This is a genomic window from Pseudomonas haemolytica, assembly GCF_009659625.1.
GTDB lineage: Bacteria > Pseudomonadota > Gammaproteobacteria > Pseudomonadales > Pseudomonadaceae > Aquipseudomonas > Aquipseudomonas haemolytica.
In genome coordinates, this window is sequence record NZ_VOIW01000006.1 from 1 (window position 1) to 13,951 (window position 13,951).

Sequence of the window (13,951 nt, forward strand, 5' to 3'; positions counted from 1 at the left end):
AGGAAGAGTATCCAGGCACGACGAATCCGTTCCCGTGGATGAGTGAGATCATGGACTTGAAGAAAGAGAAGAACTTCTTCGAAACCCGTGTGATCGAGTACCAGACCGGCGGCGCGTTGAGCTGGGACTAACACGATCGTAATGTGGCGAGCGCGCTGCTCGCCACAGGACGGCCTCAGTTCGACACCTGCTCCAGGAAAATCAACTGCAATGGCTCGCTGAGCAGGTCATCCGCCGTAGCGGCAAAACGCTGGAAGTACGGCGTGGCAAAATGCGTATCGAGTGCCGCCTGATCCTTGAATGCCTCGCGCATGTAGAACGTGCCGGGTTCATCTCGATGTTCGAACAACACGTAATCCAGGTTGCCAGGCTCAGCCCGTGTCGGTTCGATCAGGCTCAACAAGCCGGCCTTGAGGGCCTGTTGCTGGCCGGGTTTGGCCTTAAGTACGGCGAGGGATACCAAGGGTTTTTGCATGGTGGTGTCTCTTTCAGTGGGTTGGCTGGAACAGCCGGCAACGGCCGTGAACATCAAGGCATAGAGCCAAGGCTTCAGGGGTGTTCTCATGGTTGTCGCTCGCAGTGGATTGGGGCCATGGTTGCCTGGCTGGCGACAAAGAAACACCGACTAAACACGCTTACACTTTCTTCAAAGGCTTGAAAATGCCGCACACCATCAAGACTCCCTGCGTCGGCCTGTGCTCAACCGTCTACGGTGACCTGGTCTGTCGGGGCTGCAAGCGTTATCACCACGAAGTGATCCAGTGGAATGGCTATAACGCCGAGGAAAAACAGGCCGTGTGGCTGCGCCTGGAGCAGTTACTGGTACAGGTGATGACCAGCAAGCTGGAAGTGTTCGACCCGCAGCGCCTGCGACAGCAGTTGGAAGCGCGCAAGATTCGCTTTATGCCGCACCAGTCGCCGTATTGCTGGGCATACCAGCTGATCGCGCGGGGTGCGCGGGTGATTTCCAGGCTGGATGCGTATGGGTTGGCATTGCTGCCGGAGTTTCGCGAGCGCCACCTGGCGGATTTGCGCGATGCGATAGATCGAGAGTTTTTTCTGCTTTCAGAGGCGCATTACGAGCGCTATATCGCCCCTGGATTCCTCAAGGATGCCTTCGGGCCAGCCCTGATCGCCACATTCTAAGCAGCACCAGCAATCAACTGTGGGAGGGGACTTGCTCCCTCCCACAGTTGGGTTTGCGCAGGTCAAGACATCCAGGAGGCTTCCCGCTCTACTTGCAAGCCATATTGCTCAATCGCTTGCTGACACACCGCCGGCGCCAAACGCCCCTGCTCCACCAACGCCGTCAACGCTGCCAGTACAATGTGGTGCCGATCCACCTCAAAAAAATCACGCAACGCCGCCCGTGTATCACTGCGCCCGAACCCATCGGTGCCAAGCACGGTGTAGCTCGAATTCAGGTACGAACCCATCATCTGCGGCACCGCCCGCACGTAGTCGGACACCGCGACGACCGGAGCGCCTTTGGGCAAGCAGTCCCCCAAATGACTGACGCGCTTAGCCTGCTGCGGATGCAGGCGATTCCAACGCTCCACCTCCCTCGCCTCCCGCGCCAGCTCACTGAAGCTGGTGACGCTGTAGACCTCGCTTGTCACCTGCCAGTCGTCCATCAGCAACTGCGCTGCGGCCTGGGCCTCACGCACCAGCGTGCCGGAACCGAGCAGGCGCACCTGGGCGTCCGGGTTACCTTGCAAGCGATACATGCCCTTGATAATCGCCGCTTCCACACCTTCAGGCAGGCTGGGTTGCGGGTAGTTTTCGTTCATCAGGGTCACGTAGTAGAACTCGTCCACGTCGTGCTCAAGCATCTGGCGCATGCCGTGATCGAGGATCACTGCAAACTCACCAGCAAACGCCGGGTCGTAAGCGCGGCAATTCGGCACGGTGGCGGCGGTGAGGTGGCTGCTGCCGTCCTGGTGCTGCAATCCTTCGCCACCGAGGGTGGTGCGTCCAGCCGTGGCACCGAGCAGGAAGCCGCGGGCGCGCTGGTCGGCGGCAGCCCAGATCAGGTCGCCCACGCGCTGGAAACCGAACATCGAGTAATAGATATAGAACGGCAGCATACGCAAGCCATGCACCGAGTAACTGGTGGCGGCGGCCACCCAGGAGCTGATGGCGCTGGCTTCGCTGATGCCTTCCTCCAGGATCTGCCCGTCAGTGGCTTCGCGGTAACTGAGGATCGAGCCGATATCTTCCGGCTCATAGTGCTGACCGACGCTGGAGTAGATGCCGATCTGCTTGAACAAGTTGGCCATGCCGAAGGTGCGCGCCTCGTCGGCAACGATGGGCACAATGCGCGGCCCGAGCTGTTTGTCCTTGAGCAGGTTGGTGAGCATGCGCACGAAGGCCATGGTGGTGGACATTTCCTTGCCTTCGGCCGCCGTGGCGAAACCGGCGTAACCGCTCATGGGCGGCACGCTGACAGGCGCCGCGACCTGGCTGCGGCTGGGTACATAACCGCCCAGGGCGTTGCGGCGCTGGTGCAGGTAACGCAGTTCCAGGCTGTCGTGCGCTGGCTTGAAAAAACTCAAGGATTCAGTCTGCTCATCCGACAGCGGCAACTGGAAGCGATTGCGGAAGGCAATCAACGCCTCACGGTCGAGTTTCTTCTGTTGATGGGTGGTCATCTTGCCCTGCCCGGCTTCGCCCATGCCGAAGCCTTTTTTGGTCTGGGCCAGGATCACCGTGGGCTTGCCTTTGACCCGGCGCGCAGCGTGGTAGGCCGCGTGGATCTTGACCATGTCATGGCCGCCGCGCTTGAGGCGGTCGATCTGTTCATCGCTCATGCCCTCAACCAGCTTGGCCAGAGACTCACTCTGGCCAAAGAAATGCTTGCGGTTATAGGCGCCGTCCTTGGCGGCGAAGGTCTGGAATTGCCCGTCCACGGTGCGCGACAGGGTCTCGACCAACGAGCCGTCGGTGTCCTTGGCGAGCAAGGCATCCCAGTCGGAGCCCCACACCAGCTTGATTACGTTCCAGCCGGCACCGCCGAACAGCGCCTCCAGTTCGTCGATGATGCGACCATTGCCGCGCACCGGGCCGTCGAGGCGCTGCAGGTTGCAGTTGACCACCCAGGTCAGGTTGTCCAAGCCCTCACGGGCGGCCAGGGTCAAGGCGGACATGCTTTCCGGTTCGTCCATCTCGCCGTCGCCGAACACGCCCCACACATGCCGCTCGGTGGTGTCCTGTAAGCCGCGGTGTTGCAAGTAGCGCATAAAGCGCGCCTGGAAAATCGAGCTGATGGGGCCGATGCCCATGGAACCGGTGGGGAACTGCCAGAAGTCCGGCATCAACCATGGGTGGGGATAGCTGGACAACCCGCGTGCGCCGTCTTCAGGCCCGCCAATCTCCTGGCGATAGTGCGCCAGGTCCTGTTCCGTCAGGCGCCCTTCAAGGTAGGCACGCGCATAAATACCGGGCGCGGAATGCGGTTGGTAGAACACCAGGTCGCCGCCAGACTGCGCGTTACGCGCGCGGAAAAAATGGTTGAAACCCACTTCGAACAAATCTGCGGCACTGGCGTAGCTGGCGATATGGCCGCCGAGCTCGCCATAGGCCTGGTTGGCACGCACCACCATGGCCAGGGCGTTCCAACGCACCAACGAGGCCAGGCGTTCTTCGGTCGCGAGGTCGCCGGGAAAGGCTGGCTGTTGCAGGGCGCTGATGCTGTTGATGTACGGCGTGCCATGGCGCGGTTTCCAGTTGATACCCGACGCGCTGCCTTCCTGGGCCAGCAGGTCGAGGATCTGGCGGGCCCGGGCGGGGCCCGCGTTGGCCACCAGTGAAGCCAGGGCGTCGCGCCACTCGTCCAGCTCTTGTTGATCCTGAGCCGTGTGATTCACTGCATGGGCGAAACCGTTCATGGACACCTCCGGGCTTTTTTTCCAGTTTATGTCGGTGCCAGAGGATTTTTTGCCTGTTATAAGGCGTAGCAAACAGTTTTTTGAGCATGAATCACTGCTGATTGTGTTTTTTCCAGCACGTTGTGCTCACGCACCCGCAAACCCCGCAAGTGTGTTTAAAATGCCGCCCGCCCGCTGACCGACGCTGAACGATGAACCCAGAAGCACTCGCTACCCTGCACGCCCACTTGCTCACCGCCCTGGCTGACCGGCCTGTGGAAACCCGGCGCCTGTTCCACGGCCGTGGCCGCTGCTGGCCGGGGTTGGAACAACTGACAGTGGACTGGCTGCAAGGCGTAGTGCTGGTGGCCTTGTTCAAGGAAACCGAACACCTGGAAGCCTTGAAGCAGACGTTGCAGCAGATCGACTGGCGCGGTTTCGGCGCAAACACCGTGGCCTTGCAACACCGTTACCTGCCGCAAAGCACCACCGAATGGCTGGTGGGCGACGCTATCGACGAGCTGACCATCACCGAAGGCGGCCTGCAGTACTTGATCGATCTGGGTAAAAAACAGAACAGCGGGCTGTTCCTCGACATGCGTTACGGGCGCAACTGGGTGCGCGAACAGGCCAAGGGCCAGCGCGTGCTCAACTTGTTCGCCTATACCTGTGGCTTCTCGGTGGCCGCCATCGAGGGCGGCGCCGACCATGTGGTGAACCTGGACATGGCCCGTGGCGCCCTGAGTCGCGGCCGCGACAATCATCGCCTGAATGGGCATGACCTGGGCAAAGTCACGTTCCTTGGCCACGACCTGTTCAAGTCCTGGGCCAAGGTCACCCATAGCGGCCCCTACGACCTGGTGATCATCGACCCGCCGTCATTCCAGAAAGGCAGTTTCCTGCTGACCAAGGATTACCAGCGCGTGCTGCGCCGTCTGCCGGATTTGCTCACCACACAAGGCACGGTGCTGGCGTGCATGAACGATCCGGCCTTCGGCGAAGACTTCCTGATCGACGGCGTTACCCGCGAAGCACCGGGCCTGCGCTTTGTGCAGCGCCTGGAAAACCCACCGGAATTTCCCGACATCGATCCGCAGAGTGGGCTCAAGGCCCTGGTGTTCCGTCAGGGTTGATGCCGAAACCTCTTGCACTTGCTACGCTAACGGTTACACCGGGCGGTGAACCTTATTCCCCCGTCCCCGGTCGATACCTGCATCCCCTGGCCAGACTCGACGACGCCACGTTGTCGGCTGCCCCGTTTGACCTTTTGGAGAACCGCCCGTGATATCGACCCTGCATGTAGCCAGACTCAAAGCCTGGGGCGCCCACGGCTTTACCGCCACCGGTGTGGTATTGGCCTTCCTGGCCACCCTGGCGTTGCTGGAAAACTCACCCAAGGCGTGCCTGCTGTGGCTGGGCCTGGCGCTGGTGGTGGATGGCGTCGATGGTTCCCTGGCGCGCCGGGTGAATGTCAGCACGGTATTGCCCAGTTTTGACGGCTCGGTCCTGGACCTGGTGATCGATTACCTCACCTATGTGTTTATCCCCGCGCTGTTTATCTACCGCTATATCGACCTGCCGGAATTTACCCACCTGTTTGCGGTGTCGGTGATTCTGGTGTCGTCGCTGTTCTGCTTCTGCAATGTGAACATGAAAAGCAAGGACAACTACTTCGTCGGCTTCCCCGCTGCCTGGAACGTCGTCGCCCTGTGCGTGTATATCATCCAGCCCGATGCCTGGGTGACCTTGCTGACCGTGATCGGCCTGGCGCTGCTGACCGTGACGCCAATGAAGTTCCTGCACCCGTTCCGGGTCAAGCGCTTCATGCCAATCAATATCGCGGTCACCACGATCTGGTTGTTGTGCAGCTTCCTGATGGTGGTGGATTACCCCAACACCAATCCATGGACGTTTGGCTTGTGGTCTCTGATGTCAGCGTACTTCCTGGGTATTTGCATCTGGCGCACGGCGCTGGAGTGGATCGGCACCCACAAATAGCCAAGCAGACGGGATTGAAAATGTGGGAGGGGGCTTGCTCCCGATAGCAGTGTATCAGTGACAAATAAACCGACTGACCCACCGCTATCGGGAGCAAGCCCCCTCCCACATTTGGTTCTGTGTGCATTCGGCAGGTAAGATGGCGGCCTCTCGCATAGCGCACCTCCAACAATAAGCCCTGCCCATGCCCTTCGAACTCAGTGTTGACCTCACCACCCTGGCCATCCTGGCCGTCGTTGCCTTTATCGCCGGTTTTATCGACGCCATCGCTGGCGGTGGCGGTTTGCTGACCACCCCTGCGCTGCTCACCGCCGGCATGCCGCCCCACTTGGTACTGGGCACCAACAAGCTCAGCTCCACCTTCGGCTCGGCCACCGCGAGCTTCACCTTTTACCGCCGCAAGTTGTTCCACCCGCGCCAATGGGTACACGCCATCGTCGGCACTCTGGTCGGTGCGCTGACTGGCGCCGTGGTCGCCCACTACCTGCCCGCCGAAGCATTGAACAAAATGCTACCGGTGATCGTCTTTGCCTGCGGGGTGTACCTGCTGTTCGGTGGCACGCCAAAGGCACCGGTGGATGTCGATGCGCCGATCAAGAAGAAATGGCAGGCCACCCAGGGCTTTGGCCTGGGCTTCTACGACGGCGTGGCCGGCCCCGGCACCGGTGCGTTCTGGACCGTCAGCACCATGCTGCTGCACCCCATCGACCTGGTGAAGGCTAGCGGCGTAGCGCGCAGCATGAACTTCGTCAGCAACGCGGCGGCGCTGACGGTGTTTATCATCAATGGCTCAGTGGATTGGATCGTTGGGCTGGCGATGGGTGTATCGGTCATGTGTGGCGCGTTCTTTGGCGCACGCAGCGCGATCAGCGGCGGCGCCAAATTCATTCGCCCGGTGTTCATCACCGTGGTCCTCGGCCTGACGGTGCGCCTAGCCTGGCAGCACTGGTTCAGCGTGGCCTAGGCGGCGGGCCACGTAGAGGTCGATCAGGTAACGCGCAATCGAACGTGAGGCCGGCAACGGCGGCAGCTCATGGATATTGAACCATTGCGCGTCTTCGATCTCATCGGCCTGGGGCACGATATCGCCACCGGCGTACTCGGCATGAAAACCCAGCATCATTGAATGGGGGAACGGCCAGCATTGGCTGCCCATGTACTGGATGTTCCTGACCTCCACCTGTACCTCTTCGCGCACTTCGCGGATCAGGCAGTCCTCGGCCGATTCACCGGGTTCGGCAAAACCGGCCAAGGTGCTATAGACCCCGGTCACGAAGCGTGGCGAGCGCGCCAGCAGGATCTCATCGCCACGGGTCACCAGCACGATCATGCTCGGCGAGATCCGTGGGTAGCTGCGCAGGTCACAGGCCTCGCAATACATCGCCCGTTCCCGCGGCACCTGGACCATGGCCTGGCCGCAACTGCCACAAAACCGATGCTCCCGCGCCCAGGTACCGATCTGCGCAGCATAGCCCAGCACCTTGTACAGGGTGTGATCACCTTGCAGCATAAAGCCGCGCAACCCCTGCCAACTGCAACCTTGCACTTGCGCTGCCGAGTCGAGTTCCAGCAGGTACACCGGCTCGCCGTCGAGGTGGCCGATGCCGTGCTCGGCAAATATCGTCAGGTCTTGGCGCTTGAGCCATTCGCGCGGGAATAGCGGGCCGTTAGTGTCGTGTAAAAAGCCCTCGCGGCTGCGGGCGACGGCCCAGCCGCCAGGGGCGTCGTTGTCCAGCAGCGTTGTGGTAATCCAGCCTGGGGTCATGTCAGTCAATCCACGAATTCGGGTTTCTGCTTGCTCATATGGGCCGCGATGGCCACGCGCAGGTCGTTGGATTGCAACATAGCCGAGTTCCAGGTGGCAACGTATTCCAGGCCATCGTTGACGGTATGGTCACGCATGTAGCTGATCATGGCTTTGGTGCCGGTGACGGCAATCGGCGACTTGGCGGCGATTTCCTCGGCGATCTGCATGACCCCGGCCAACAGGCTTTCCTGATCGGCATACACACGGTTGACCAGGCCGATGCTGCGCGCTTCTTCGGCGCCGAACTGGCGACCGGTGTAGGCCAGTTCACGCAGCATGCCGTCGCCGATGATGCGTGGCAGGCGTTGCAGGGTACCGACGTCGGCGGCCATGCCGATGTCGATTTCCTTGATCGAGAATTGCGCGCCTTCGGCCGCGTAGCGCATGTCGCAGGCGCTGATCAGGTCTATCGCGCCGCCGATGCAGTAGCCCTGGATCGCCGCCAGCACCGGCTTGCGGCAGTTGTCCACGGCATTGAACGAGGCTTGCAGCTCAAGGATCTTGCGGCGCAGCAGGCGCGCGTTGCGCCCCACGTCCTTGCCTAATTCATTGGCCACCGAGGCCAGCAGCATCAGGTCGATGCCCGAAGAAAAGTGCTTGCCGGCACCGCTGAGCACCACAGCGCGCACGGCGTCGGTGTCTTCGATCCATTGGAAAATGTCGATGATTTCGGTCCAGAACGCCGCGTTCATGGCGTTGATCTTTTCCGGGCGATTGATCTGCACATGGGCAACGTTGCCGCTGAGTTCGACGACGAAGGCTTGGTATTCGGACATGGCAGTGATCCCTGACTGGCGATTGAGAAAGGCCAGACTATATCAAGGGTGCACGACGGCGCATCGGCCAAAAGCGGGACTGCCAACGGTGTTGGAAAAGAGGCTGGATAAAATACCTCACACACGCCATCCTTCGCGCTTTAAGCCGCCCCACCCGCGGCGCTCGACGTTTAAAGGATATGCCCATGCACGCCCACCCCCTCGCCCCCGCCGATTTCGAATTCATTGATGCCACCTTGTTGAAGTACGGCGATGACCATTCGGTGCTGAACATGGCAGAGCTCGACGGTTACTTCACCGCCCTGGTCTCCAGCCCGGCCCAGGTGGATGTGGCTGAGTGGTTCCCGGCCATCTGGGGTGGGCAGAACCCGGAATGGGACAGCATGGACGAGGCACAGGGCTTTCTCGAACTGTGCGTGCGCCATATGAATACCCTGGCTGCGCAGTTGGCTACTGCTTCCCAGGCGTTCAATGCTCGCTTCGATGACACCGAGCATCAGGGCCAGGCGCTGACCCTTGCCGAGGAATGGTGCTTTGGTTACGTACGGGGTGTGGCGATCGGCAACTGGCCTGAGTTGCCCGCCGAACAAGCCGCGCAACTGGAGAAAATCACCTGGTGCGCCGAGCAGGACAACTTCGAGTTGCCGGCGGACCTGGATGTAAACGCCCATCAACAGCGGGTCAGCGAAATCGAACCGGCTGCGCGAGCGTTACATGATTACTGGCTGAGCCAGCGTTAAGGCGGGTTTATTGTCCAGCCGGGGAGCTTGTTTTTCTGGCGCAAGGGTTGGGTGCGTTCCCACATTTTGATCGCATCGCATCATTTAGATAGTCGCTGGCAGTCAGGCCACCACGGGAACAAGTTCCCTCGCCACAGGTCCTGCGCAATACCCCAAAAGTCATGCAGATCACCTGCTCACTCGACAAGCATGGCGTGTTTGCCTGATTATTCAGGTCCGCACGTCGGCCACTCCACACCACCTTGCCTTGACCAGGAGCCTTGTACCTTGAGTTCGCAGAAAACCGTGACCGTTACACCGCCCAACTTTCCCCTCAACGGCAAGGTCGCGCCCCCCGGCTCCAAATCCATTACCAACCGCGCCCTGTTGCTGGCCGCCCTGGCCAAGGGCACCAGTCGCTTGAGCGGCGCACTGAAAAGCGATGACACCCGCCACATGTCGGTAGCCTTGCGCCAGATGGGCGTCAGCATCGATGAGCCGGACGACACGACCTTCGTCGTCACCAGCCAGGGTTCGCTGCAATTGCCGGCCCAGCCGCTGTTCCTCGGCAACGCTGGAACCGCCATGCGCTTTCTCACTGCGGCCGTGGCCACCGTGCAAGGCAGCGTGGTACTGGACGGCGACGAGTACATGCAAAAACGCCCGATCGGCCCGCTACTGGCCACCCTCGGCCAGAACGGTATAAAAGTCGACAGCCCCACCGGTTGCCCGCCGGTGACCGTGCACGGCGTGGGTAAGGTGCAAGCCAAGCGCTTTGAGATTGATGGCGGCTTGTCCAGCCAGTATGTATCAGCCCTGCTGATGCTCGCGGCCTGTGGCGAGGCACCGATTGAAGTGGCACTGACCGGCAAGGACATCGGCGCCCGTGGCTACGTGGACCTGACCCTGGACTGCATGCGTGCGTTCGGCGCCCAGGTTGAAGCTGTGGACGACACCACCTGGCGCGTGGCCCCGACCGGCTACACCGCCCATGATTACCTGATCGAACCCGACGCCTCCGCCGCCACCTACCTGTGGGCCGCCGAAGTGCTGACCGGTGGCCGTATCGACATCGGTGTCGCGGCACAGGACTTCACCCAGCCGGACGCCCAAGCCCAGGCGGTGATCGCCCAGTTCCCGCACATGCAGGCCACGGTGGTGGGCTCACAAATGCAGGACGCCATCCCGACCCTGGCGGTACTCGCAGCGTTCAACAACACCCCGGTGCGCTTCACTGAACTGGCGAACCTGCGCGTCAAGGAATGTGACCGCGTGCAGGCGCTGCACGACGGGCTCAATGAGATCCGCCCGGGCCTGGCGACCATCGAGGGCGATGACCTACTGGTAGCGAGCGACCCGGCCCTGGCCGGCACCTCGTGCACGGCGCTGATCGACACCCACGCCGACCACCGCATCGCCATGTGCTTTGCCCTGGCCGGGCTGAAAGTCTCGGGCATTCGCATTCAAGACCCGGACTGCGTGGCAAAGACTTACCCCGAGTACTGGAAAGCCTTGGGTAGCCTTGGGGTTCAGTTAAGTTACTGACCCTTTGCGACTCGCCGGGAGCGCTTATGACTATTCGCCAACCCTGCCCTCCCGGCGCCTGTGTCTGCGAACGTGAACAACTGCTGGAAGCTCCCGGCGCTGACCTGCGCATCCTCCAACTGACGCGACAGCAGGAGAAAATCCTGCTCGAGCGTCTTGAAAATCTCAAGAGCCTGCAAGACTTGGAGCACCTGCAGCAGCGGATGTACGAGCAACTGGGCATTCGCGTGCATATTGCGCCGGGGCATACCGAGGTCAAGAGCATGCGCGGGATCCAGATCGTTATCGACGAGCTGCCGGGCATGTGCCGCAAGACCCGGCAAGCGATCCCGGCGTCTATTCGCCGCGGCCTGGAGAAAAGGCCTGAGATTGCCTACCGCTTGCTGGATGCCCACGACCTGTTTCGCGACGTTTGAATCATCCCGCTACCAGCTCACGCTGAAACATTCCCTGCCCCACGGCCCTGGCCCTGTGCAAATGCGCTTGGGCAGCACCGCTTTCCGAATCCAACAGCAGCTCGGACGTCAGCACTGGCGCTCCGCAGTAATCAAAGATGCCGTAGTCGATCTGGGTGTTCATGGCCTTGGCATAACCGTGTCGATCAAACGCGCTTTCATCCGCCCCACCGAGGGCCAGCAGGTGCACCTGTAAATGCTGCAATTTTTTCACCACGGGCGTCTCGGGGCCATAGTCGATCGCCCAGCCGTTGACGAACACCCGGTCGACCCAGCCCTTGAGCAAGGCCGGCATCGACCACCAGTAAATCGGGAACGCCAGGACCAGGGCGTCGGCGCGCTCAAGACGTGCCTGTTCAGCCAGCACGTCAGTCGGAGGCATTGCGCGAGTACGGTGCACCAGGTGGTCCGCGGCGGTGTAGCGTGGGTCGAACCCTTCGGCGGCGAGGTCGGCGAATTCGAAGGTGTGGCCGGTGGCGGCCAAACCGGCGCCGACCTCAAGGGCCACGCTATGGGTGAGGGATTGCGGGTCGTGATGGGCAACAACGATCAATGCGTGCATGACTTTGACTCCCTTTAGGCTTAATCTACTTTTAGTAAGTTACGTCGATCAAGTTACTTTTGGTATATAAGCATGTCAAGCACTGAATTCCCTGCCCCACGTCGCCGTTTATCCCGTGAAGGTCGCCTGCGTCAGTTACTTGATGTGGCCTGGCAATTGGTCCGCGCGGAAGGCACCGACGCCCTGACCCTGGGCCGTCTGGCGGAGCTGGCAGGTGTCACCAAACCGGTGGTTTACGATCACTTCACCACGCGCGCCGGGTTGCTGGCCGCGCTGTATGCCGATTTCGACGAGCGCCAGGACCAGGTGTTTGCCGATGCAATCAAAACCAGCAACGCGACGCTGGAGGACCGGGCCTGGGTGATCGCCTCGTCTTATGTCGACTGCGTGTTGTTGCAAGGTCGGGAAATCCCGGGGGTGATTGCGGCGCTGAGCGGCTCGCCTGAACTGGAGTCGATCAAGCGTGAATATGAGGCGATCTTCCTCGAGAAGTGCCGCGATGCGCTATCACCATTCGCCTGCGGTGGCAGCATTTCCCAGGCGGGCCTGCGGGCAATGCTTGGCGCGGCGGAAGCGTTGTCCCATGCGGCGGCCAATGGCGAGATCAGCCGCGAAGAGGCCCAACAGGAATTGCTGGCGACCATACTGGGAATGGTCAATCGCGTCAGGCAGTAGGAAAACGGCCCTGGACGAACAGCTGAACCTTGCGCGTCAACTGATCCAGATGCCGGTCACGCTGTTTCTCAGCGTCGACCATGGCGCGCTTGCCGTGCTTTTGCAGCAGGTAGGTATGGATCTGGCGCACTTCCAGCGAGCTATAGATCGCCGCCACATCCAACACCCCCATCAGCCCATCGGTGCCGTAGTCACGGGTGTTCATCAACACTTGCGTGCCACGCGCACCGCGCACTTGAAAACCCAAAGCCTCGAATACCGAGACCTTCTCCACCGAGCAGGCCAGTTCGGCATGGGGATAGCGCGCCAGCACCTCGCCCAGCATGCCCCGCGCCACACCCTGGCGACGAAAACCGGCCTGCACCGCCATGAAGGCAATGCCACAGGCCTGTAGGTCGTCCTTTACCGGCAGGTACAGGCAAAAGCCGACAACCCGTTCTTCTTGCATGGCCACGACCAACTCGACGGCAATGCCCTTTTCGCCATTGAGCGCCTCCAGGTAGAGATGCACCTCAAACCCGATGGCGTACTGGTAGATGTTGTAGAGCAAGTTGCTCGGCGCCAGCGCCACACTGCTGATGTCGGTGAGGTTGTCCACCACCATCTGCAGGATCTGGCTGTTGACCGATTCAGGGCACGGCGTGGTGTAGCGGGTAAGGCTGAACATGCAAATTCCTGGGGCTGGGCGTCAAGGCGGCGGCGATTGTACCCGTTGACGGCCGCCCTCGGCACCCGCCTCGCCCACCGGCGCGCATGAGACACATATTGACAAGGTAAAATCGTAACGACTATTGTCTGACAACCTGATCACCAAGGTTTTCCCATGCTTGAGCTCCAGCGCCCCGATTCGCTTGTCGTACGGGTTGTCAACGCCATTCGCGCAGAAATCGAATCCGGCCAACTGGCCCCGGAGTCGCGCCTGCCGACCGAACAGCAACTGGCCGAACAACTCAACGTCAGCCGCTCCGTGGTGCGTGAAGCCATTGCCCAGCTCAAGGCCGACGGTGTCCTCACCGCCCGCCGCGGCCTAGGCTCATTCATTTCGCAGACCCCTGCCGGCACGGTATTCCGTTTCCCGCAGCAGAACGGACGGCGGCCTGACCTGGCGCAGATGTTCGAAGTGCGCCTGTGGATCGAAACACAGGCGGCCTCGATTGCTGCCCAGCGCCGTGACGCCGCCGATTTGCAACGTATGAAAAGCGCATTGCAGGCCATGCAGGACAACCGTAACGACTTTGAAGCCGCAGCCTTGGCCGATGTGGAATTCCACCGTGCCATTGCCGACGCCAGCAAGAATGACTACTTCGTGGCTTTCCATGACTTCCTCAGAAGCCAGTTGGCCAGTGCGCGCAAAACCGCTTGGGAGAACTCGGCCACGCGCTTCGCTACCGGTTCGGCTGACGCCACCCAGGAACACCAGCAGCTCTACCAGGCTATCGCCGACGGTGATGCCCAGCGCGCCGCCGCCAGTGCCGAGGCGCATTTGCGTGCGGCGGCACGACGCCTGCAACTGGAATTGCCGACAACCCACTGATCGGTTTTTATTGC

Annotated in this window: 15 protein-coding genes and 1 pseudogene; 10 read left to right on the forward strand and 6 right to left on the reverse strand. The window is 61.1% G+C overall.

Features of this window, described 5'->3' with window-relative positions; genetic code table 11:
• Positions 1-131 (forward strand): annotated as a pseudogene (locus FRT59_RS19365) (ribonucleotide-diphosphate reductase subunit beta); the annotation flags it as partial.
• 44 nt (positions 132-175) lie between these two features.
• Here the strand turns inward: FRT59_RS19365 and FRT59_RS19370 are convergent.
• A complete protein-coding gene (locus tag FRT59_RS19370; protein WP_153872359.1) occupies positions 176-475 on the reverse strand; it encodes a putative quinol monooxygenase in 300 nt (99 codons plus the stop codon).
• 185 nt (positions 476-660) lie between these two features.
• Between FRT59_RS19370 and FRT59_RS19375 the strand changes: the two genes are divergently transcribed.
• Entirely contained in the window at positions 661-1,146 is a 486-nt protein-coding gene (locus FRT59_RS19375) for a DUF1289 domain-containing protein (protein WP_153872077.1), read from the forward strand.
• Positions 1,147-1,208: 62 nt separating this feature from the next.
• Here the strand turns inward: FRT59_RS19375 and mdeB are convergent, their stop codons facing one another.
• Positions 1,209-3,887 (reverse strand): alpha-ketoglutarate dehydrogenase, encoded by a 2,679-nt coding sequence (gene mdeB, locus FRT59_RS19380; protein WP_153872078.1) that lies wholly within the window; start codon positions 3,885-3,887, stop codon positions 1,209-1,211.
• Between the two features lie 191 nt (positions 3,888-4,078).
• Between mdeB and FRT59_RS19385 the strand changes: the two genes are divergently transcribed.
• From FRT59_RS19385 to FRT59_RS19395, 3 genes are all read left to right on the forward strand, one after another.
• A complete protein-coding gene (locus FRT59_RS19385; protein ID WP_153839911.1) occupies positions 4,079-4,999 on the forward strand; it encodes a class I SAM-dependent methyltransferase in 921 nt (306 codons plus the stop codon).
• A 148-nt stretch (positions 5,000-5,147) separates the two neighbouring features.
• On the forward strand, positions 5,148-5,864 hold the full coding sequence (gene pcsA, locus FRT59_RS19390) for a phosphatidylcholine synthase (protein WP_034119433.1): 717 nt from the start codon (positions 5,148-5,150) through the stop codon (positions 5,862-5,864).
• A 184-nt stretch (positions 5,865-6,048) separates the two neighbouring features.
• Positions 6,049-6,828 (forward strand): TSUP family transporter, encoded by a 780-nt coding sequence (locus FRT59_RS19395; RefSeq protein ID WP_034119432.1) that lies wholly within the window; start codon positions 6,049-6,051, stop codon positions 6,826-6,828.
• Here the strand turns inward: FRT59_RS19395 and nudC are convergent.
• The gene (gene nudC / locus FRT59_RS19400) at positions 6,796-7,629 is read right to left on the reverse strand and encodes an NAD(+) diphosphatase (RefSeq protein WP_153872079.1); all 834 of its coding nucleotides are present in this window, start codon (positions 7,627-7,629) and stop codon (positions 6,796-6,798) included. The genes FRT59_RS19395 and nudC overlap by 33 nt on opposite strands.
• 5 nt (positions 7,630-7,634) lie before the next feature.
• Positions 7,635-8,447 (reverse strand): crotonase/enoyl-CoA hydratase family protein, encoded by an 813-nt coding sequence (locus FRT59_RS19405; protein ID WP_034119430.1) that lies wholly within the window; start codon positions 8,445-8,447, stop codon positions 7,635-7,637.
• Positions 8,448-8,632: 185 nt separating this feature from the next.
• On the opposite strand from FRT59_RS19405, the gene FRT59_RS19410 reads away from it, so the two are divergent.
• The 3 genes from FRT59_RS19410 to FRT59_RS19420 all read left to right on the forward strand — a co-directional run bounded on the left by FRT59_RS19410 (position 8,633) and on the right by FRT59_RS19420 (position 11,127).
• The gene (locus FRT59_RS19410) at positions 8,633-9,187 is read left to right on the forward strand and encodes a UPF0149 family protein (protein ID WP_153872080.1); all 555 of its coding nucleotides are present in this window, start codon (positions 8,633-8,635) and stop codon (positions 9,185-9,187) included.
• A 267-nt stretch (positions 9,188-9,454) separates the two neighbouring features.
• Positions 9,455-10,711, forward strand: coding sequence for a 3-phosphoshikimate 1-carboxyvinyltransferase (locus FRT59_RS19415; protein ID WP_153872081.1), 1,257 nt, complete (start codon positions 9,455-9,457; stop codon positions 10,709-10,711).
• Positions 10,712-10,737: 26 nt separating this feature from the next.
• The gene (locus tag FRT59_RS19420; RefSeq protein ID WP_034119427.1) at positions 10,738-11,127 is read left to right on the forward strand and encodes a hypothetical protein; all 390 of its coding nucleotides are present in this window, start codon (positions 10,738-10,740) and stop codon (positions 11,125-11,127) included.
• 1 nt (position 11,128) lies between these two features.
• Here the strand turns inward: FRT59_RS19420 and FRT59_RS19425 are convergent, their stop codons facing one another.
• Positions 11,129-11,728, reverse strand: coding sequence for an NAD(P)H-dependent oxidoreductase (locus FRT59_RS19425; RefSeq protein ID WP_153872082.1), 600 nt, complete (start codon positions 11,726-11,728; stop codon positions 11,129-11,131).
• 72 nt (positions 11,729-11,800) lie between these two features.
• Here FRT59_RS19425 and FRT59_RS19430 point away from each other — a divergent pair, with 72 nt between their 5' ends.
• On the forward strand, positions 11,801-12,403 hold the full coding sequence (locus tag FRT59_RS19430; protein ID WP_153872083.1) for a TetR/AcrR family transcriptional regulator: 603 nt from the start codon (positions 11,801-11,803) through the stop codon (positions 12,401-12,403).
• Here FRT59_RS19430 and FRT59_RS19435 read toward each other — a convergent pair.
• A complete protein-coding gene (locus tag FRT59_RS19435) occupies positions 12,393-13,070 on the reverse strand; it encodes a GNAT family N-acetyltransferase (protein ID WP_153839917.1) in 678 nt (225 codons plus the stop codon). The two genes, FRT59_RS19430 and FRT59_RS19435, sit on opposite strands and share 11 nt — an antisense overlap.
• A 156-nt stretch (positions 13,071-13,226) precedes the next feature.
• Between FRT59_RS19435 and FRT59_RS19440 the strand changes: the two genes are divergently transcribed.
• Positions 13,227-13,937 carry a FadR/GntR family transcriptional regulator gene (locus FRT59_RS19440; protein WP_034119423.1) on the forward strand — a complete coding sequence of 237 codons (711 nt, stop codon included), beginning with the start codon at positions 13,227-13,229 and terminating at the stop codon, positions 13,935-13,937.
• Positions 13,938-13,951 lie beyond the last annotated feature (14 nt).